This window comes from Chryseobacterium viscerum (assembly GCF_025949665.1).
GTDB classification, from domain to species: domain Bacteria; phylum Bacteroidota; class Bacteroidia; order Flavobacteriales; family Weeksellaceae; genus Chryseobacterium; species Chryseobacterium viscerum_A.
Genome location: NZ_JAPDFT010000001.1, coordinates 3000103 through 3022574 on the forward strand (window position 1 = coordinate 3000103; position 22472 = coordinate 3022574).

Annotated in this window: 16 protein-coding genes and 1 tRNA gene; 7 read left to right on the forward strand and 10 right to left on the reverse strand. The window is 35.4% G+C overall.

Annotated features, from left to right (window positions below; translation table 11 throughout):
• Positions 1-7: 7 nt before the first annotated feature.
• Positions 8-439: a hypothetical protein gene (locus OL225_RS13515; RefSeq protein ID WP_264518604.1), complete on the reverse strand. Its 432-nt coding sequence runs from the start codon at positions 437-439 to the stop codon at positions 8-10.
• A 246-nt stretch (positions 440-685) separates the two neighbouring features.
• Here OL225_RS13515 and OL225_RS13520 point away from each other — a divergent pair, with 246 nt between their 5' ends.
• The 3 genes from OL225_RS13520 to OL225_RS13530 all read left to right on the forward strand — a co-directional run bounded on the left by OL225_RS13520 (position 686) and on the right by OL225_RS13530 (position 3295).
• Complete coding sequence (locus tag OL225_RS13520; protein WP_047377171.1) at positions 686-1324, forward strand: alpha/beta hydrolase; 639 nt, start codon at positions 686-688, stop codon at positions 1322-1324.
• A gap of 119 nt (positions 1325-1443) precedes the next feature.
• Positions 1444-2763 (forward strand): PDZ domain-containing protein, encoded by a 1320-nt coding sequence (locus OL225_RS13525; RefSeq protein ID WP_264518605.1) that lies wholly within the window; start codon positions 1444-1446, stop codon positions 2761-2763.
• Positions 2764-2767: 4 nt separating this feature from the next.
• Positions 2768-3295, forward strand: coding sequence for a hypothetical protein (locus OL225_RS13530; RefSeq protein WP_264518606.1), 528 nt, complete (start codon positions 2768-2770; stop codon positions 3293-3295).
• On the opposite strand, the gene OL225_RS13535 is transcribed toward OL225_RS13530, so the two are convergent.
• The 3 genes from OL225_RS13535 to OL225_RS13545 form a co-directional block, all read right to left on the reverse strand.
• Positions 3288-4331: a L,D-transpeptidase gene (locus OL225_RS13535; protein ID WP_264518607.1), complete on the reverse strand. Its 1044-nt coding sequence runs from the start codon at positions 4329-4331 to the stop codon at positions 3288-3290. The genes OL225_RS13530 and OL225_RS13535 overlap by 8 nt on opposite strands.
• A gap of 184 nt (positions 4332-4515) precedes the next feature.
• Positions 4516-5355: an XAC2610-related protein gene (locus OL225_RS13540; protein ID WP_052184694.1), complete on the reverse strand. Its 840-nt coding sequence runs from the start codon at positions 5353-5355 to the stop codon at positions 4516-4518.
• A gap of 9 nt (positions 5356-5364) precedes the next feature.
• The gene (locus OL225_RS13545) at positions 5365-5652 is read right to left on the reverse strand and encodes a hypothetical protein (protein ID WP_047377174.1); all 288 of its coding nucleotides are present in this window, start codon (positions 5650-5652) and stop codon (positions 5365-5367) included.
• Positions 5653-6066: 414 nt separating this feature from the next.
• Here OL225_RS13545 and OL225_RS13550 point away from each other — a divergent pair, with 414 nt between their 5' ends.
• The 3 genes from OL225_RS13550 (at position 6067) to OL225_RS13560 (ending at position 11301) form a co-directional block, all read left to right on the forward strand.
• On the forward strand, positions 6067-7116 hold the full coding sequence (locus OL225_RS13550; protein ID WP_264518608.1) for an AraC family transcriptional regulator: 1050 nt from the start codon (positions 6067-6069) through the stop codon (positions 7114-7116).
• Positions 7117-7251: 135 nt separating this feature from the next.
• Entirely contained in the window at positions 7252-10098 is a 2847-nt protein-coding gene (locus tag OL225_RS13555; RefSeq protein WP_264518609.1) for a TonB-dependent receptor, read from the forward strand.
• 21 nt (positions 10099-10119) lie between these two features.
• Complete coding sequence (locus OL225_RS13560) at positions 10120-11301, forward strand: phosphatidylinositol-specific phospholipase C domain-containing protein (protein WP_264518610.1); 1182 nt, start codon at positions 10120-10122, stop codon at positions 11299-11301.
• 57 nt (positions 11302-11358) lie between these two features.
• On the opposite strand, the gene OL225_RS13565 is transcribed toward OL225_RS13560, so the two are convergent.
• Positions 11359-11685, reverse strand: a complete 327-nt coding sequence (locus OL225_RS13565; RefSeq protein WP_264518611.1) for a winged helix-turn-helix transcriptional regulator — start codon at positions 11683-11685, stop codon at positions 11359-11361.
• A gap of 612 nt (positions 11686-12297) precedes the next feature.
• Here OL225_RS13565 and OL225_RS13570 point away from each other — a divergent pair.
• Positions 12298-16998: a T9SS type A sorting domain-containing protein gene (locus OL225_RS13570; protein WP_264518612.1), complete on the forward strand. Its 4701-nt coding sequence runs from the start codon at positions 12298-12300 to the stop codon at positions 16996-16998.
• A gap of 157 nt (positions 16999-17155) precedes the next feature.
• Here OL225_RS13570 and OL225_RS13575 read toward each other — a convergent pair.
• The 5 genes from OL225_RS13575 to OL225_RS13595 form a co-directional block, all read right to left on the reverse strand.
• Positions 17156-17229, reverse strand: a tRNA-Asp gene (locus OL225_RS13575).
• 377 nt (positions 17230-17606) lie between these two features.
• Positions 17607-18707, reverse strand: a complete 1101-nt coding sequence (locus tag OL225_RS13580; RefSeq protein ID WP_047377180.1) for a glycosyltransferase family 4 protein — start codon at positions 18705-18707, stop codon at positions 17607-17609.
• 736 nt (positions 18708-19443) lie between these two features.
• Complete coding sequence (locus OL225_RS13585; protein ID WP_264518613.1) at positions 19444-20550, reverse strand: glycoside hydrolase family 55 protein; 1107 nt, start codon at positions 20548-20550, stop codon at positions 19444-19446.
• The gene (locus OL225_RS13590; protein WP_047377181.1) at positions 20547-21632 is read right to left on the reverse strand and encodes a glycosyltransferase; all 1086 of its coding nucleotides are present in this window, start codon (positions 21630-21632) and stop codon (positions 20547-20549) included. Before OL225_RS13590 ends, OL225_RS13585 begins: the two co-directional genes overlap by 4 nt.
• On the reverse strand, positions 21607-22434 hold the full coding sequence (locus OL225_RS13595) for an O-antigen ligase family protein (protein WP_264518614.1): 828 nt from the start codon (positions 22432-22434) through the stop codon (positions 21607-21609). Before OL225_RS13595 ends, OL225_RS13590 begins: the two co-directional genes overlap by 26 nt.
• Positions 22435-22472: the final 38 nt, after the last annotated feature.

The following is a 22472-nucleotide window of genomic DNA, read 5'->3' on the forward strand; positions in this document are numbered from 1 at the left end:
TGATATTTTATGGTTCTAAGAAACTGTAATCGATAGAAGCAACTAATACTCCTTTTCCTTTTTTCTTAACAGTTCTTGCAACTTCTCCATCTATGTAAAGATTGATCGTTAACTCAGAATTATCATCCGGCATTGACGCGTTAGCATCAAGATTCAGCTGTGCCTGGCTGGAGTTCACAAAGAATTCCCCACTTGTCCATGGTGAAGTTACCGGTGACTGCGGAGTATTGTATATTGTGTTCTGAGCCGTGCCCACCTGTGTTACAACACTTATAATGTTTCCTCCTGTAGTGGTCTTCACTTCAAACTGAACTACATGATCCTTAAATTCTTCATCGTCATCTTTTTTACAAGAACTGACAACGGTAATTACAGAAAATAATAAAACGAATAAAAAAGAAAGTCTAAGTAAACTTTTTGAATTGTAAAATTGCTTCATTTCTCCAAATAGATTTTTTAATGTTTCAAATATAAGTTTTTTATTAATATAAAAATAATTTTTATGAAAATTTTCCAATAAAGATTTCTAAATAATATCAAATCAATAAAAAGAAAAAGTCTCCTCTAAAGTCCAAAAATACACTTCAAAGAACCAATCCTTACACATAAAGCACCATCTGCCCAAAGTTCATTGTATGAATAATAAAAGTTAAGATTCTGAGTGTAATTTAATTATCTTTGCTGTATGAATTTAGATTATCTAGTAAGGGAGCCGGAAAACATTACTTCCAATACCCCTATTCTTTTTATGCTTCATGGCTACGGCAGTAACGAACAGGATCTTTTCAGCTTTAGGGAAACGCTTCCCAATGACTGGATCATTGTAAGCTTCAGAGCTCCGCGCGATACTCAATTTGAAGGATATTCCTGGTATGATATTAATTTCAACGATCCCGAAAACTTTATTGACGTTCCACAGGCAAAGGAGTCTTTAAATGCTGTATTGGAAAGTATGCTTAAGATCATCAACCATTATGGACTTACAGAAAGTAAAGCTCATCTGTGCGGTTTCAGCCAGGGAGGAATTTTATGCTATGCTTTGGCTTTAAAACATCCTGAACTTTTCAATTATGTTGCTTGTTTAAGCAGTTATCCTGAAGATAAAATTCTGGACGGTATTGTAAAAGATAAAAAGAAACTGGAAGGGCTTCGTTTCTTTATTTCACATGGTACTGATGATGCTGTGATTCCACTTGAATGGGGAAGAAAAGCGGCAGATCTTCTGTATGATCTAAGCTGTTACTTCACGTTCAGAGAATATATGAGCGGACATGGCGTCAATCAGAAAAATTATATGGATCTGATGGAATTCTTTTCCAAATAACCACAACCCGATTTGACATAAATTCAATAAAAAACATCAATTCATTGTAGTTTATATAAACATTCCTGCTTTTGGAATGTTTTTTTTTATCATAAAGATAATTTCAGTAAATTCAGTAAATGAAATTTAAATTGTTTTTACTGGGATTATTTCTAAGCATTTTTGTAAATGCCCAGAATTCTTTTGAGTTGATTAATACAAAAAAAGCGGTAATTCCTTTTCAGTTTATCAACAATCTTATCTTTATTCCTATCAATGTTAATGGTGCGGAGCTTACCTTTTTGCTGGATACGGGAGTTTCGGAGACTATTCTTTTCAGTCTGGAAAATAAAGAACTGAAACTGAGCAATGTTGAAAAAGTTAAGTTTTCCGGTCTTGGAGGAAGTTTAAGTATTGATGGTTTAAAATCTGAACGCAATTTAGGTAAAATAGGAAATGAAATTGTCAATACTTCTATGGCTCTTTATATCATTATTGATGAAGAATTTAATATTTCACCTCACGTAGGAATTCCTGTAAATGGGGTTATCGGATATCATTTTTTTAAAGATCATCTTATTTACATCGATTATGCTTCAAAGAAAATAACTGTTTATGAAAATGCGGACCTTCTAAAAAAGAAAACCAAAAGATTTGAAGAGTTTCCCATCACAATTGAAAAAGATAAGCCTTATCTGTATGCCGGTGTAGAAATGACAAATGAAAAGAAAGATTCAAAACTGCTGATTGACCTTGGCAACAGTGATGCTATCTGGCTCTTCCCTACCCTGATTAAAAACTTCGTCTACAACAGACCGAATATTGATGATTTTCTTGGACGCGGATTCAATGGAGATATCTACGGCAAAAGAAGCCGGATTCATAATTTTTATCTTGGAAGCTTTAAATTTGAAAAGCCTCTTACTGCTATGCCGGATGAATTTTCTATCCAGCATGTCAAATTGGTAGAAAGCAGGAAAGGTTCTGTGGGAAGCGAAATTATGCGGAGATTTACCGTAATTTTTGATTATCCTAACCAAAAACTGTATCTGAGGAAAAACAAATATTTTGACGATCCTTTTCATTTTAATATGAGCGGCCTGGATTTCAAACAGGATGGCCTGGAATGGCAGGAAGATAAAGTAAAAATCGAGACCCAAAAATCTATGATGGTAGCAACCGAAGTTTATAAAGACGCTTTCCAGTATAAGTTCAGTTTAAAACCAATATTTTCTATTGCAGGAGTAAGAAAAGATTCTCCCGCTTATGCAGCAGGATTGCAAAAGGATGACAGAATTCTAAGTATAAACGGAGAGCAAACCTCGGATATGACTCTGGAAAAAATTGTAGAACTTATGAAATCTAATGAAGGAAGAAATATTACCATGGTTATTCAAAGGAAAAATCAAAAACTGACCTTGAGTTTCGCACTGGAAGATCCCATTCCTTATCAAGAATAAAAATATGAATACTGAAGAAAGCACCTTAGACAGAATAAGAACCCGGCCTAGATTTAAAATGTTTACTCATCTTACTAAAGAAGAGTACGCTGAAAATCTGAAAAAATATATGGATGAGCATAAAGATGAGTTTTCTGGCAACATCAATAAAGAAGTTGCTACCATCTGGGTGAAAACAGAATATGACAACTACTGGAAACCCCGCCTTGCACTGCGGGTAGAAATGGAAGATGAACATATAGCGATACGTGGAGTATTTGGACCTAGTTCAGCGGTGTGGACATTCTTCATGTTCCTGTATTTTTCCTTTTCTATTCTCTGGATGACTTTCTTCACGATGTACTACGTAGAGAAGCAAATAAAAAGCGCTGAATACCCTTGGGCACTGAGCGCTTCTTTTATCATGTTATTTTTTATTCTTCTTACTTATATTGCTGCAAGATTCGGGCAGCATAAGGGTAAGGAAGAAATGCTTAAATTGAGAAGGTTTGCTGAGGAATCTACTCTGCAGTTTGAAAAGAAAATCAATTAGACTGAGGTTCTATAGGCTTTTCATTCTGAATAGGGGTAGCAGCTGCTTTTGCCGCTTTGATAGAATCCACCACTTTTTCCCTGTTGCTTTGTTCTTTAAGCATTCTTGGAACATCTGGTTCAAGAAGCTTAGTCAGTTCCTCAACAGATATATTATTGGCATTAGGATCATCCAGAAGCTTTCGCCAGGGTTTTCTACCGCCCCACTTATAATCTCCGAATACCATTACTGCTGTACCTTTAGCTTTGGTAGTAGCACCGCCGGGATTCAGAATCCAGGTATCTGCATAGGAATACAGCCATTTCGCATCTTTTCTCAGCAATCGCAGACAGGAATGTGAAGCAGGATATCCCGGAAGTGTATATTCATGCCATCCGATTCCTCCAATATTATGAATATTGAAGTTATAAGGAAGTTTCCATTCACTGCTCACCGTAGAAATGGCCAGCTCTTTTTTCCAGTTGGCAAAGGTAAGTCCTCTTGTTGTCTGAGCGGCTTTTTTACCCATACTTGTAGGTCCCCATTTCACAAGACTTCCATTGGAATATACCGCAAAAGCCTGTATAGGATAGGAGAAGATAACGAACTTTTTCACCCCGCTTAATACATCTAACTGCATTGGGAATGGTGAATAAGCCATCAAAGTTGTATCTATTTTTGCTGGAACTACCAATGTGTCAGCATTCCATTTACTTTTAGAGTCAAGTCTGTTTAATGCTAAAATAGCAGTACGCTCTCCTACGCTGTATTTCTTACTGTATTCGGCATAGATAGAATCACGCATCTTTTTATCCTTTGGAAGAACAAAAGCATTATAAAAACCATTTTCCTGCATTACAGGTGGAACAGATTCTTTCTTTACCACAGCAACAGAATCTTTCTTTATAGAATCCTTTTCTACCTCCTGAACTTCAGAAGAAGAAACAGTATCTTTAAAAGTATCGCTTATTTTTTCTATTTCCTTTTTACAGGAAACAAGGAAAACTGCGCATAAACATGTATAAAGAAAGGATTTTTTCACAGATATGTTTTTCATAAATAAATCGGCCATTTAGTTTGGCTACCCAGTACAAATATCAGACCTAAAATTGAATCACAAAAGACATTATTAAAAATACCGTAAAAAAACGGAGATTTTATCACTGCAAATGAGGAGTTATAGATGATAAACTCCTTAAGTCTATTGACTTCAAAGGAATTTTCACATATTTAAAAGAAGATTATTCTTCTGTCTGTTCTTTCGTGGCAACCCATTCTAAGGTTCCTTTTTTACCGAAGCGGTAGACATCCTGATGCCATCTTGCTCCACCCCTGCATCCTGTTTTTAAAAGTTTCTTATCTTTTTCTAAAGTCACATCACAAAGGCAGGAACAGCTTGAATGGGAATAATCAGGCTCTTTAAGTTTTTCAAAACGTTTATTTTCCGGATGGTACAGATAAATATCAAACATCCTGTACACACCCATTCCATCATCAGGAACGGAGAATGCAATATCATCATAACCGTCAAAGTTATAATCTTCAATAATACTCTGCCTGGCAAAAGATGGTTTATCCGGAGCCGGAAGTTCTACAGCTGTCTTTTCTCCATCAGGGTAAATAATGGTGAAGTGGTTATTATAAAAATGATTAAACGAAAGTAAAGCCCCGTGCAGGAGATATTTGCCGTTTCCATCGTATTTTTTTTCATCCTCAACCATTTCAAGCGAAAACTTTCTGTTGTCTTTTCCTCTTGTATAGCTAATGTTTGAAGCCTGATGATGCATGATTTCAAATTTGTATACTCCATTTATTTTCCCACCGATCATTTCATTCCAGATATAATATTCAATATCCGGCTGACCGTCACTTCTCCCGTCTGTATCAACTTTAAAACTTTTTACCTGTAAAGGAATGATTTCTTTCTTCCCGGAATACTGCACAAAAGCTCCTTTTCCCTGAGCTCCGTAATAAAGAGTCAGCCTGAACTCTTTTGCTTCTCCGGTAGATTTCAGGATAAAAGGCTGCGCAGAATATACAGCAGAGAGCATCATAATACAGAATAACAACAATTTTTTCATAGAAGTAATTTAAACAATCAGATTAATCACAAATCTTACCATCCATAAGAGTACAATCAACAGCAATATTGAAAACTCAACTTTATTGACATTTTTATTTCCGAATTTCCTTACAAGAATCCGGTCTATGATAATCACCAGTAATACAGGAATTAAACCGAACAAAATATACATTCCAAATAATCCATCAGAAGCAGACACTCCTGTCATTAGAATAATAGAAGCAGCCGCACCAGCAATTATGGCAGTAATTCCTACAATAAAAAAGAGTGTCCAGTTTTGAAATTGTTTTTTCATGAATAAATAGTATCAGTTGTTGATTATATTAAAATGGACATTGAATCTATAATAATAAAACATCCAGAAAGCCAGCCAAGGCAGATTCATAATCAAAAAAACGATGACTTTCCCGCTTCCAATATTTTCATCTGTAATCGTGAAAAATGAAAAAAACAGAATCAGAAATCCACAGGAAACCCATATGGAGATTAGCCAGGTTTTAAGTATTGAGAGCAAAACAAATTTCCTTTTTGACATCCGAATTATGTTCACTAGCTAAAATAACAATATCCGCTCAATATACAAAACAGGAAAAAATACCTGCCAGAATTGATATCTTAATTATTGTCTGTTCTTCTAAATTGATATTTAATAATTTGTTAAAGATGCCATGCTCATATTATCTATAATTTTGGCAAAATATCAGTTATCATGTTATACATCATTATGGTAGTTGTACTACAGGCACTTATCACGCTTACTCTGCTTATCTCGCTTATCAAAAACAGAGAATCTGTACTGAATATGCTGCTATTGTATATTGGAGTGGTCACACTGGATATGGGATATGAGTATTTCATCATTCAAAAGTTCGGTTATGAATCTGTTTTATATGAGATTCCGGGAAGTCTCCGTGTTTTTAAAGGGCTTATTTTTCTTTATATCACTACGCATTTAATTCATGCAAAATGGAGAGATAAACTTAAATACCTGATTGTTCCGTTAACATTGGTTGTTATTCATCATGCCATTGCCCTTTCTGCGAAGATGCTTGACCTTTCCTGGGCAGATCTGGCTATCAGATCTTATAAATCCTACTTCGTTTATTACAGCTGTTATTGGATTGCCTGCCTTGTTCTATGTATTTATTTACTGACAAGATACCGCAAAAACATCACTCATCCTGCAGCCGGTAATTTTCGTTATCTGGTTTGTTATGTATTACTGGGAGTATTGATTTTCTGGACGGTCTATCAATTGGGTTGGGATACTCTGATCTATCAGAAGATTTACAACCTCCTGTTTCTTTTTCAATTCGGATGGATTTTGTACGTTTATATTTTAACGTACCAGCACAAACTGCAGGAACAGCAGAATACTGCACAATTTTCCGCTCCTAAAGAAACCTATCAGTATAAAGATCTTTCAAAAATAGATTTTGAGGCTGTACAAAATGCCATTACCTCTTTCTATCAGGAGAGTCATGATTATCTTGATGAGGAATTTACTTTAGACCAGCTCTCAGGTCATCTGAAAATAAACAAGGCGGATTTAAGCATCACTTTTAATAAACATCTCCATTCCAATTTCCACGAATATACCAACAGAAGCCGTATACAGCATTTTAAACAGATCTTATCAGAAGATCCTTCAGCAAATGTTACAGATCTTGCGTTTCAATGTGGTTTTAAATCCAAATCTACTTTTTATAAATATTTTAAAAAGGAATTTGATTGTCTTCCTTCTCAGCTTGTCCATTAGTTACAATTATTTAATATTAGCAACTTGCTGATTTACAGTATATTTTACCTCAAACTCAACAGAAGGAGTTGCATAAAATTTAAATGAACCAAAACTTTTGAGGGAGCTGACATCTTTGCACCAAACTTTATAAGGATGTCACGAGAAAGACTTTTTTTAACAAAAGCAGCATTTTTTCTTCTTGGGCCTTTGGCCTTTGCACAAACCACCGTTCACGGAACTGTAGTAGACAGTCAGGGAAACCTTCCCAATGCCCTTGTTTATATTGAAAACAGCGGACAGAAGGTAACTTCTGACACTGATGGTTCTTTTGTTCTCAATAATGTTTATGACGGCAGTTATAAGCTTGTTGTAGAATATAAAGGATATGATAATGTTTATATTCCTTTCACCATTACAGATAAAAAGGAGGTAGATCTTGGTTTAATTAAATTCGGAGCTAAGTTTAAAGAAAACAATCTTCAGGAGGTAGTGGTTACCAGTGTGTATAAAGCATCACAGGCCAGAGCGATTACCATGAAGAAAAACTCCAATACGATTACAGAAGTACTCTCTGCCGATGCCATCGGGAAACTGCCAGATCGGAATGCCGCAGATGCCGTACAGCGCATGCAAGGTGTTTCTATTGAAAGGGATATGGGGGAAGGACGTTTTGTAGCGGTAAGAGGAACACCTATACAATGGACTGCTTCTACCCTGAATGGCAACAGAATGCCGAGTGCCAGCGGTGATAATGCCAACCGGGGAATTCAGATGGATATCTTCCCTTCGGAACTTATTCAGAATGTACGTTTGTCTAAGGCTTTAACTCCCGATCTTGACGGGGATGCCATTGGCGGAAATGTGGATTTTATCACAAAAACCTCACCCAATAAGGAGACTCTGGCTCTAAGTATGGCTACAGGCTACGTCAATATGTCTAAGTCTCCTACTTACAATACATCTATCGTTTATGGAAATAAAATTACCGATAAGCTGAAATTCATTACCTCAGCAGTGATCTGGGAGCGTTCTACCGCTATTGACCAGATGAGAAATATTTACAACTATGGACTGAAAGATAAAACAGCTTCTTATTCCATCAATCAGCTTCAGCTTCGGGATTATCTTGCAAACCGCAGAACTTTGGGATTCAATATGGGACTGGATTATGAGATAGACAGTAGGAACAAATTATATGCAAAAGCATTATACAGCCAGTACAAAGACGGTCAGTCCGTAAGGGAGACCTATTTTAATTTTGACAGTAAAAATGTTCTTCTTCAGGCTCGTCATGCAGATTATCTTACGGATCTGTATTCTATGCAGCTGGGTGGTAATCATCAGGTGGGGCAGCGTATGGAGGTAAACTGGTCCTTATCCAAAGCGCGTTCTGAGTTTAAATTCAATTCTCCTGACAATCTTGAAAAAGATCAAAGAGGTTACCCTATCATTAATTTCACACAAGCTATGACCTATGGAAATCTATCCGCTGACGGAAGAAAATATATGGCGATGGATGCTCCGGATGGTATTGGTGATACCGGAAGATATTCTCTTCCTTATAACCAGCAGGCTATCACAGCAGACAAACTTAGATTGAATCAGATTATCCTGAGCCAGAACCATAACAGTGAGACAGACCTCAGAGGGCAGATTGATATCAAATATAAAGCAGCAGATAATTTTGAAATTAAATTCGGGACCAAATACAATAATAAGAATAAAATCGTCGACAGTTCTGTGCTGGTCTGGATGCCAAAATCATCATTGGGGATTCCCGGAACTCCGGTAACTTTTCTGAATCAGCTTGAGCGTGAAGCTTTTAAGTACAAAGGAGGTTTCATGAACCCATTAGGTAATCCTTACAATGCAGTAATCATTGATCAGATTACCAATGCACAGATCGACCAGATGTATAACCCGAGTACACAAAACAGCCTGGGACTGATGCAGGTAAGCAGTAAGGACAGCAATTCAAATGTTACAAGCTCCTACAGAGGCACTGAAAATGTATGGGCAGCATATCTGATGGGAACCTGGAAAATTTCAGACCAGCTTCAGGTATTGGGAGGTTTCAGAAATGAATATAATGACGTTACTTTCTGGGGCAAAAAAGTAATCTCTGATAAAGACAGTACAACGGAAGACATTAAAGACAATAAAACCTATAATGTAGTACTTCCTATGGTCAATATGAAATGGAATATCAGTAATGACCGGATCCTGAGACTGGCCTACACCCGTTCTTTTGCAAGACCGGATTTTAACGATCTGAACCCCGGAACCATCGTCAATGATATTACCAATACCATCACCCAGGGAAATACAAAGCTGGATCCTACATTTTCAAATAATTTTGATCTTATGTTTGAAAATTACTTTGGAAAACTGGACTTGATAACAGCCGGAGTATTCTATAAAGATATCACCAATCTTATCTACAAAGATCAGTCTGTAGTAGATCTTGCCGGAAGAACTTATACTTTCACAGCCCCTAAAAATCTGGAGGGAGCTAAACTCTTCGGCTTTGAATTCGGAATATCCAAACGTTTTGAAAACCTACCCGGATTTTTGAAAAACATCGGTTTTGAAGGAAACTACACCTATATCTCTTCCAAAATGAATATGCCGGTGTACGAAAACGGCAAGCAAACCGGAACAATGTCTACCACAATTCCCAATCAGGCAAAACATATTTTCAATACCATTCTGTTCTATGAAACCAGTAAGATGATGATCCGTCTGGCAGGAAATTATAAAGGAAATTATGTAAGCGAAATCAGAGCGGCTGCAGGTGCAGATCATTATCAGTATTTTGACAAAAACTTCACGGTAGACCTTTCCACTTCTTACAGCCTTACAAAAAAGGTCCGTCTGTTTGTAGAGCTGAATAATATTTTTAATGAACCCAACCGCTATTATATGGGAACAAAAGACCGTGTGGAAAATATTTCTTACTCAGGAATACGAGGGCAGCTGGGTTTCAATTTCAATTTTTAATCAAAAGTTTTTTTTATTCATATGAAAAAGTATATGTATGGAGCTGCATTTTGTATGACAGCACTACTGCAGGCACAGGATAAATGCCAGAATATAAGAATCAATCAACTGCAGGTTGTAGGAACTCATAATTCATACGCTCAGCCGGCTGATCCTAAAGTACTGGATCTGGTAACTCCTATCATCAATGGAATGATGCAGAAATACAGCAGTATGATGTCTGAAGAGCAAAAAGCTAAATTTAAAGAGTATCACCCTTACGGAATGGACCTGAAAGAAGGATTGAACTATAATCACCCTGACTTCACTGAACAGCTCAACGCTAATCTGAGGGGCCTGGAAATAGATGTCTATTATGATCCGGAAGGCAGCAGATTCAGTCATCCCGCCACGTATGAAGTATTAAAAACCAAAGGAGTCACTGATTTGGCATCTTTCAGTACAAAAGATATGGATCAGCCGGGTTTCAAAGTACTGCATATGGCAGATATTGATTTCAGAACTCATTATCCGACTTTGAGAGATGCGCTTACTGCTCTTAAAACATGGTCAGATCAGCATCCCGGACACTCTCCTATTTTTATGATGATCGAAGCAAAGGATTCAGGATTTCCAATTCTTGAAAACAGCACAAAAGTCCTTCCTTTTGATAAAAAAGCCTATGATGATCTGGATGGAGAAATTGTAAAATACCTTGGTAAAGACAAGATCATCACTCCAAAAGAGGTTCAGGGTAAATACCATACGCTCAAAGAAGCTGTAACTCACAATAACTGGCCTAAACTGAACGATAGCAAAGGTAAATTCATTTTTATGCTGCTTCCCGGAAGTGCCGGAACTTTATCTTCAAAAAACAATCCTTATCTCATAGACGGTTCTTTAAAAGAAAGAGTGATGTTCCTGAACAGTGAACCTGATGATTCTTTCGCAGGATTTATTCTACGGGATAATGCCATTGTAAGACAGAAAGAGATACAGAATCTGGTAAAACAGGGCTTTATGGTAAGAACCAGATCAGATATTGAAACCTATGAAGCCAAAACCAATGATTTCACACGCTCTAAAGCAGCTTTCAGCAGTGGTGCCCAGGTTATTTCCACTGATTTTTTCCGTCCGGGAAATACATATGGAACCCCTTATTTTGTACAGCCTCCCCAAAGGAAAGATTATCTTAACAACCCTCTAAATTCTTCATGCAAATAAATAACAAGCCGGTTCTGCTCAGAACCGGCTTGTTACTTTAAAAATAACTTTCCACTTTTATATTAAACCTTCCAATTGTTGAAAAATGGGAATCAATGCTTTTCCTTTTTTAGTAAGATTATATTCTACGTGTAAAGGCTTTTGCCTGATGACCACTCTCTCCAATAAATTCATTTCTTCCAGCTCTCTCAATGCAATGGATAATGACTGTTTATTAGATCCTTCTATGTCGCGCAGCAAACTGCTAAAACGCAAAGTTGACTTAATTGCCAAACTCAGTATTTCCGGTTTCAATTTCCCTGAAATGGATTTTAAAAGCTTTTGAACAGGACATATTTCTTTACCCTCGGCTGAGGTTTTATTAGTCAGTTTTTTTTGACTCATTGTGTGTTTTTTTTAATATTGTATATTTGCAAAAATAATAGTTATCAACAGATTAATGCAATTTCACATCAACATTTATTGAAAATATTATAAAAAGTGTAAAAAAATCAATATAAAATTCTCATTAATATAATATTTATTTTATGATGATTGTTTCTGATTTGCTCTGGTTATAAATTTGCATAATTGTAATAATTGATTATCCATTATTTTTTATAAAAACTAAAAACACAAACATGAAAAAAAAATCTTTATCCCCAATCCTGACCGCAATATATTCTATTGTTCCGTCCTACGCTCCACTACAAGGCCACACATGGAAGATCTGCAATAATCATTTATATCCTAAAACTGTATTATTCAACGGCTTACCAATATAACCCAGGTTTCCTTATCGTGATTTCGTCATGAAAAAGAAACGGTCATAATGAATAATCGATCCTACAAGTCCGACCAAGTCAACAACTATCTTATTTTCAGATGATTATTATTTTAAAGTAGATCTGCTTTATTATACATCTTCTTTATCTGTGATGGAGGAATTTGCAATTACCATAGAATTTGAATACAAGTTATTCAGAGGGTCAAATATTAATCTAAAAAAACATGCGTATGAGAAAAAAAACTTTCTTATCAATCTGGACTGTATTATGCTCAGCAGCATCCGTTTATGCCTCTCCACGAGGTGACACGGATTGGCATTTTCGTAATGCCCTCATTATTTTGGGAAGCAACATTCCTGTGACGACCTACAGTTTTGATCTGGATCCTTTAATTGTAATTTCACAAAACGCGAATGAAAAAGGAGCAGTTGTTATTAGCGGCCAGCTCCACAAACCTGTTACCACCAGCGACATTCTGATTTCCGTCAAATATCAGAATGCTCAGGGAGAATGGATCAGTGTGTGGTGTAAGACATTGTATGCGAGCAACCAGTATGATGAAAATCTTAATGCAACATTTGAATTGCCTGCTTCTGTAAACAGTACATACAATTTAAAAGTTGAGCTAGGCTCAGACACAAACAACTTTTCAGACATCACATGGAATAAAGCTGTGAGCCATTACAAATTCGGAGACTATACTGCGGCAGCTTGTGAGCTGGATGAAAATGAATACACAATCCTTTTCACCCCCAAAAAAAGCGGAACAGTATTGTTTAATCCTAACGGAACTGTTTCCGGTGTAAAAGACAGGGTAAAATCACAGCATCTGACAAAGAAACTGGATAATATTGTTCTATCAATCAATGCGAACGGTACGTTAGATAACACTAATGCCAATGCACCAGTCATCAACATTGAAAATCCTGATAATCTCGGTACGATTGCCAGCTCACAGAAATATATCTACCAGGGCAGTGATACAAGCCCTTTTGAGTTTTCTTATCATGATCCTGTTTATGTATTTGCCGGTAAGTTTTCAAGTTCGGGTTTCTTTATTAACTTCAGTAACTGGTTTTTACCTCCTGAGGAGGGTGGAGAGCCCTGGGGCAGAGGATATTTGGATTTCACAAACCCTAATGCTTTAGTTAACAGGTATTACAACCTTTACAATTACATCAACGAGAAACTGACCGACATTATTTCGGATCAAGAGCCTGTAGTTATTGTTGTAAGCAAAATAACAGGTTTCAGGGTATACAAATCTACCGGACAGTATATCACGGTCAATGCATTAAGCAATTATAATACAGTGAATGATTTCGGCTACCCTCCTTTATATGACAAACAGAGAGGACCCGGATCTGAAAATTTCTTTCTGAGCAATACTCCTCAAGCTTCTTTATATGGTATTGGAGCCATCAGAAACAGAAAAGTACGTGCTGACTGGAACGGACCAATGAGACCACTTCCGGAAGTAGAAGCCGAAATCAAAAAATTCATAAAATACGTAGGTATTTTTGGAAATTCAACAGCATATGATTCAGCAGATTGCTCAAATAACTGTTTTGTAATCAACGCCGGAGCACAGCCTGACAATACAGTAGCAGACTGGACCAAAGCCCCCAACAGTTATATTTTTACAGGTAAAGATCAGGATGGCAATAATGTAGACGGATTATACATTCCTGTAAAAAAAGCCTATGAAATGTGGCGAAACGGAAATTATATGAAAGGTATCGACGTACCTTCCGGAACAGTAACAGCTGATGTTTTATGGGAGGATAATATGGGACTGATAAAATCTAAAGAAAATTATACTTTGGATATTATAGACTCAGGTGAAAATGCAAAAATAAAGGTACCTGTCAATAAAGTAAAAAAAGGAAATGCATTGGTTGCTTTTAAGGTAAATGGTGAAGTTTTCTGGTCATGGCACGTTTGGGTAACAGATGACCCAACAAATGGATCTACCTATAAAAGTTATGATGATGTAAAAAGACAATTAAGCGACGGAACTGTGGAAACTATCCCTAATTCCGAATGGGGATGGATGGACAGGAACCTTGGTGCAATCGGAAATTCTTTAACCGGAGCTGGATGGAACAGAAGCGGCGGATTGTTATATCAGTGGGGAAGAAAAGATCCTTTTCCATCGTTAACAAATAATGATGCCAGTTTCTATCAAATAACCGGCAGCTTAGGAAAAATTGTATATGACGATGCAATATCAAGATTAAGATTTACTAACAGTCCTTTTAATGATTATAAGAATTTTAATGAATTAATAAAGTTTGTCAATAAATCAACAGCCAACATAACAGATAATATCAGAGTTTCAGTAAAAAATCCTCTGAGTCTGATCTATGTCAATGACAATGGCACCAATACTTCTCCCCTTTCTACATATGGCACTATTAATACGGTTCCTTATTATTACAACTGGTTTGGGCAGGTGCCGGGGTTACAGACTGATGAACTAAGCAAAGTGAACTTATGGTCTGATAATTCACAGGGAATACAAGCAGTAGATTATACAGTTTCACAACCTTACAGAAATAAATCTTCTTTCGATCCTTGTCCTAACGGCTGGAGATTACCTTCAGTGCTGGTTGCATCATCAACAAAAAATGTAAGAATGGATTTTACACCTTTCGGGCCTAAAGTAAACAGCCCGCTTTCAGCTTTAAATCTCGGCAGATCAAATATTTTCCCGGGGTTATCTAATCTGAAAACATATCTTGCCGGTATAAAAATATATCCTCAATATGGTTTTGATATGACGAATGTAGGAGGTAACAATATCGGGATATTTCCAGGAACCGGCTGGATAGGCAGAGGAATAAGCGGAGATACCAGATATCATACTAAGGCATCATTCACAGATCAGCTTGAAACCTATTTGTGGACTTCAACAATGACTACAGTTTCTGGTTATTCCTCAGTAGCCAGTGCATTAAGGTTAATTCCATCTTCAGACCAGATAGTGAATGGCTTCAGACCGGATGAAACCAATTACCCGGATGTTTATGGTGTCTACAGCTACAAGCCATCTGATGATTATCCAACTAATAATGCACATGCATGCCGATGCATTAAAGATCCGCTATTTGTAAAAAATAACTACGACTTCAAAACCACTTTCTTCAGTGAATCTGAAACATACAAAGCCGGACTAGATAATCCTAATAGTTATATGATTACAAAATCTACAGCAGATCAGATAATTTCAATTCCGGTGAGTAAAGCTTTTTCTGTACAAAGTAATTATTTAGGCAATACTCAGATTCTGGATACTACAAGTTTTAATGATTTAAAAGCGAATATACTTTGGACTGATAATCCTGCAATGGTAACACAATTGACCTTGGATAATCCATCTTCCAAAGATGGCAATATCAATGTGAAAGTAAACGCCAATCAGTCTGGAAATGCAGTAGTTACTCTACATAATGGTTCAATAAATAATCCTGTTTACTGGAGTTGGCACATTTGGGTAACCAATACCTCTGTAAATTCTTTTACTCATGTAAATGATACTCCAATCGCAACGGATAATTATATGAACTATACTCAGAAAGGAATGATCATGAAAACAACCATCATGGACAGGAATTTAGGAGCTGTTGATATCATGCCGAGCCCTTATAATCCGGGCGCAGCAAATGATGTTAATCAACTTAATCGTTCGCAAGGATTACACTATCAATGGGGTAGAAAAGATCCTCTGCCAATATTTAATAATATAAACGGGACTAAATATAATATATCACTGGGTACTACCAATAATGGCGTTGTAACCTATTCAAATTTTACCGAGGCGAGCTATAATTCAAGTAATATAGTAAATTATGACACTTATAAAAGCAGCATTAACACCAATGATAAAATAGATGTAAGAATAGAAAAAATTCTGGGATATTCTACAGCAAACCCTTTAAAGCTTATGGTACCAACAATTAAGCATCCATCGCGTGGAGCTAATTATGCTAACTATAATCTTGCTTCAGATTGGTTGTTTGATACTAATTATCATGGATTATATGCTGAACGATGGGGATTAGGTGATAAAAAATCTGTTTTTGATCCTTGCCCGAATGGATGGAGAATACCGGAGACTGGTACAGGCCCTATTTATAAACATCCGATTAGTGGTTCTTCTACCATAAAAACCTCCCCCTGGAGTTTTAAAGAAAATTTTGAAACGCCAGCGTATAAAGATACGAACGGTGTAATAAAATCCGGCCAGATTGTAGGGAATTCAGAGGCTGGTTATTATGGGGCAACTATTTATAGTAATCTCGCCAGTCCTTATGGTAAAACGGTAGGATTTGTATTTAATAACAGTCTGTATAATCTGGGAAATTATCCGAAAAGTCTTACAAAAGGAGGCAGAAGTGTAATGTATCCTGATGCAGCCATTACATTCCCTTATTCTGGTATTGGTACTTTATCAGGAGGAATCTGGTATGCTAATTTAAATGGAGAATTAACAGGCAGAGCTACTTATATGTCTTTTGATAATTTCTCCAGAATCATGGTAAAAAATGCTGATATTGATCCTTTTGCAGCAATGAGCTGCAGATGTGTGAAACAGGAAGATGATGATACTCCAAGAGGACCGCTGCCAGGTATTCCTGTAACACCAAACACAGGTCTTCAGGCCAGAACGGCTTTCAGTAAAGCGGTTATCGAGGAAAAAGTAAAAGATGATAAGCTTGTTTTATATCCTAATCCTGTAAAAGATATCCTGTACATTGAAGCAAAAGACAATAAGGATTATTATTATCAGATTTATAATATGTCCGGACAGCTGATGAAAGAAGGTAAATTTATCAATAAACAAACAGATATTACTTCATTATTAACCGGAGCTTATCTGGTGAGAATTAACAATTCTGAAACTATTGTAAAAATTATTAAAAAGTAAATTATAACACATTACTTTAAAGCAATGATGGCTGGAAGAAATTCCGGCCATTTTTATTTATGTTTAGATATGTAGAAAAGTTCTTTCCTTTTTGATGATCCTAACTTTTATCAAAAGGAATAAATAAAAAAGTCTTCTATTTCTAGAAGACTTTTTGCGATCCGGACGGGACTCGAACCCGCGACCTCCGCCGTGACAGGGCGGCATTCTAACCAGCTGAACTACCGGATCAATTTTTTTTAAAAGTAAATTGACAAAACTTCTGCAATCCGGAAGTATTTCTAATTTTAAGAAAAGTCCTATCCATCTGCTTTAAGCTGCTCTCTTATTTACTAAGTCACTTTCGTAAACAATCTAAGAGCGTTTGTTTTTAACTGGTGCAAATATATAGCTTTTTTTAGTTTTTCCAAAGAAACCTATTCCTTTTCTTTTAAAGCTATTGGTAAAATACACATTTTCAAATATAAAAATTTCAGATACAACTGCTGTAAATACTTTTTTAACAGGTTGTGCTGAGAACATTTAAGAAAGTAGACTATAAAAACACACACAAAATCAACATTCTTATTATTTTAAAATACTCTAAAGCACACGCACTTTATTAAATCTTAAGCACGGAATTCTCTTTCTTTAATCAGTTTTTTATACTCGCTTAATATGGCATTCCAGATTACAGACTGCTCGAATCTATCTTCAATCATAGGTCGTGCATTCGTTTTTAATGCCTTGTAATACTCTTTGTCCGAGATCATTTTCTCCATTTCTACCCTAAGGCTCTCACTGTCTTTTACAGGAACAATTACTCCATTCTGATTTTCTACAATGATTTCGTTACATCCATTGATATCAGAAACTATACTTGGCAATTCCATTGCTCCGGCCTGCATCACCACATTCGGGAAGCCTTCACGATAACTAGGGAAAACCAGTGCATCGGAAATCGCAAAATAAGGACGAACATCCTTCTGAAAACCTACAGAGATGATATCCGGATTGTTTTCAATTTCATTTAAAGTATCCGGATTTAAAGGATCCAGCTCTTGTTCCAGGGTACCAACCAACAATAATTTTGAACGCTGCTGATTTTCTTGTTTATTGAAAGCAGAAAACGCTTTTATCAGTTCATTAATTCCTTTGTCTCCCACCAAACGTCCTACAAAAACAAAAACGAAATCTGTGTCTTCTATTTTTAATTCTTTTTTTAGAAGTGTTTTTTTATCTTCTGAAACTTGTTCGGGTGAAAAGAATGAGGTATCAATTCCGTTTGATGAGCCATTTCCGATTACCTTAAGCTTGTATTTGTCTGCATATTTGTGCTTGATGATATAATCAGACAGCCCTTTTGAATTCGGATATACCTGGGTTGCAGAAGCATAGGTTAATTTTTCAACAAGATCTAAAACCTGACGTTTCATACCCGTTACCTCCATCAATGGTAGCCCTGCCACAGTATGCAGCCTGTGAGGAACCCCAGCCATTCTTGCTGCCAGCATCCCTACAATACCTGCTTTAGGAGTGTGGGTATGAACAATTTGCGGTTTCTCTTTTCTTAAAAATCGGTAAGTACTCCACAAAGATTTGATATCCTTAATGGGAGTAATCTTACGAGACATATCAATCGCTATTACATCTATTTCTTCATCTTTTTTCACTTCATCCAACTCCTTCCCTGGTGATGAAACGCCTATTACATCAAAATGTTCTGACATAAACCGATGCTGCCCTTTCAATAAAATCTTCAAAGAAAGCGGCACTGTTGTAATTCGTACTAATTTAGTTTTCAACTTCTTTCATTTTTTTATTATTATTTCTATTAATCCTAGAACTAATTAATAAATTTTTCATAAATCTTTTGTGTGTTGTTGTTTTTACTCATTTATTTACATTTCACTTATTTGTGATTTTTTTTAAGACAATATCATTTATTATGAATCCCTGTTCATCCAAAAAATTGTTCAAACCGAACCAAGTTTTGGATTGACATTGCATCATTTCCAGGAAAATCATTAATTCTCCTGTTTGTATACGTGTTTTTTGAGATTTGATAGCTTTTTGTGGCAGAGATCAATGTGCATCATCCTCACATCTTCGCCAGCTATTTATTGGTAATTGTATACCTTGATATCATCTACATGATATAAAATTTGATTAGATGATTGATTTCATTACTATTTTAATTTACTAATCTCTTTTAAGATCATTAAGGAATATAAATTCCGTATTTATTATACAGAATATTTCAGTGTCAAGTTTCATAAGCAATTTCATTATATTTTAATACTTCCAGGAATATTAAAAAATTTCCATTTCAATTTTTAAGTTTTTTTTAAGCAATAGTATGATAGCAAAAATCTTTCCATTATCACTTTTTTGGGAAAAATTAATATTATTTATAAAATAAATATATTTTACACATTCCCTTTATTTTTTCCAAAGCAAAAGTAATTATTGATTGTATTTTATCTTTTGCTGTGAAAATTTTTGCAGATCAGTTACAATTCCTTTATTATCTTTATTATCTGATTTAAAGTCGTTTACCTTCAAATTAATATTATCCAGGGATGAGTTCTTGTATAAGAAATTAAAAGGTATTTTATTGTATTTCAAGTCAATACCTGAAAAAACAATATTCCCCATTAATTTCTTTTTAGAGTCATTTTTCTGATTAGAATAGGAAATTCCACTTTTGGAATAAAAATCCTTATAATTTTCAATAACTACATTAACGTTGTTGGCATCACTATCCCCTCTTAATCTGGCTAAATAAAAGGCAAGTCCGCTTACCTCATTATTATAAGTTATAATTGATTTTAATGAAATATTTACTTTTTTGTTATCCGGAGTATTAGGTTCTATATCTATACCTGTTTTAGGATTAGCTCCATTCGTATTGGAAACCACTAAATTCTGCAGCAAAATATTGTCACCGCTTATCACAGAAATTCCATTTCTTCGGTTGTTATCAATAAGGCCTCCTATTACAGAAATATTATTGGAGAAACCATTTCCTCCTATGTAAATACCATCTCCCCAACAGTCTTTGATGACAGGATTATAGATTTTAATATTTACAGCATCTTTAATATTTATTCCCATCCCCCATTCTCCTGTTTTTCCCATGTGAACAGATCTGTCTCCTATAAGATTAGGATTATATATACTGACATTTTTCTTTCCTGTAATATCAATCATAGCATAACCCTGACTGCTTGATGCCTTCAATTTTAACTGAGATTTATCATCAAACAACAAAGTAGAATTATCCTTTAGCTGAAGTCCCTTATCATTAATTAAAACAGGAAAATTGGGCAGCAATACCGTTGCATTTTCATTGATTGCTTTTTGAACGTATGCTGTATAATCTTCTGATCCGTCTTTTTTGTAATTATTGGGAAGAAGTTTTACAACTTCAAAAGATTGTGCTTTTAAACTATTGAAAGACGAAGTGACTTCAGTTTTTTTAATATAAGCATCAGGAACATCTTTATAATTAAATTTCCCCTGCGCACATGATAGATTAACTATAAGTAAAAAAATTAGTAGGCTTCTCATAATGTATTATATATTTCACGATAATATTTGGCAATTTCTTCAATAGAGAAATTTGTTGATCTGGAAAGACATTTTTCAGCAGTTGTGTTATAAAAAGATGAATTTGAGTGTAACTTTTTAATTATATCAGCTAAATCCTTTTCTTTTCCTCTATCAAATAATATTCCATACTCTGAAACCACTTCTGAAAGCCCCGGCACATTTGAAGCAACCACAGGCTTATTACAGGCCATACCTTCTACTGCTACGATACCAAACCCTTCATAATGTGATGATACCACTACTACATCGCTCATTTTGATGAGTTCTGCGATATTAGCCTGATTACCTAAAAAAAAGGCTCTATTCTCCAATCCATTATTTTTAACGAGCTCTTTACAGTTTTCTAATTCCGGCCCATCTCCTACGAAAATCGCTTTTACATGAGAAGGTAACAATGAAAGTGCCCTGATCAGGGTAGGCTGGTCTTTTGCAGCTCGGAAACTTGCTACCTGAATTAATAAGAAATCTTCATCAGATACATTATATGCAGCCCGGGAACTGGCGTTTGAATTATAAAATTTATTCAGATTCACTCCATTATTGATAACCTTCATTTTAGATTTAAATTCAGATCCTAAATGTTGAATAAGGTTTTTTTCTGTGGATTCTGAAATACAGATAATAGAATTTAATCTTGAGTAAATAAATTTTTCTATTCTTTTTAAATACCATTTAGATCTCCTGTTGTTTTCGGTACTATGTTCTGTAAATACTACTTTTTGTTTTCGAGAAAAGAAAAGCTTGTACAATACTCCCCAGTATAGTGTAGGAAATAAATGCAAATGAATAATATCTGCATCTGCCACTACTCTATTTATAAAAAAAGGTATCCGGATGTCATACAGGCTTTTTGAAGGAATTACTTCAATCTTTATTTTTCCATTACTTTCTACTTCTTTTTTTAGAGAAGTATCAATATCGTCTAATAATAGCAAATGTATTTCGTCTGAACCTTTCTCAGATAATTCTGCACAAAGGTCAACTACTAATCTTTCAGCCCCGCCAAACCTTAAACTATTTATGATGTGATATACTTTCATTATTATTGAGTGTTCCTATAATTAGAATAAGCGGGATAATGATATAATGTGTATTGATAAATGATGCATGAAAATTTCCTCCTACTAGCATCAGTAAGAAAAGGAAAAATAAAATAGGCTGCTTTTTTAAGCCTTTAAACCATACAACAATTACAAATAATAATAGCAGTAAAGTAAAAACGACACCATACTGCACCAGAAAATCTAAAATAAAATTATGGGGCAACATAGATTTTGAAGTCTCACTAAATCCTAAAAATCTGGCGCCAAACCAGAAGTTTTTATAAAAATAGTTCAGGGCGTTCAAATAATTGTCCAGACGCCCGGAGTCATTGGATAAATTGGTTGTTCTGTTTAAAGAATATATATATAATATGGTCTTAACCAGGGGAAAGCCTGCAATTAATGATATCACAATTATTTTGATATTCCTCAGGTAAATAAGCAGAAAGAAAATGGCAATAAAAAGTGCTGCTATACCCGATCTTCCAGAGGTTAATACACTGGTTCCAATAGTAAAAAACAACAAAATAATACTCCATTTATAATTAATGATATACTGCTTAGTTAATAATCCATAACATAAAATTAAAGAGACACTTGATAAGTAGATAGATGAAATACTATAATCATAAAACAGACCGGCAAATCCGGTTCTGGACTTACCAAATTGATTCTGAACACCCAGATAATTTATTCCCAGAAGTTTAAAAGACAGGTATTGAATTAATACCATTAAACCAGCTACTGATCCTGCAAAAACATAGAACTTCATCATCGAGGAAACAGTTAATGTGGACATCTTCAACTTGATCAACGCTACTATAATTATTAATAAGA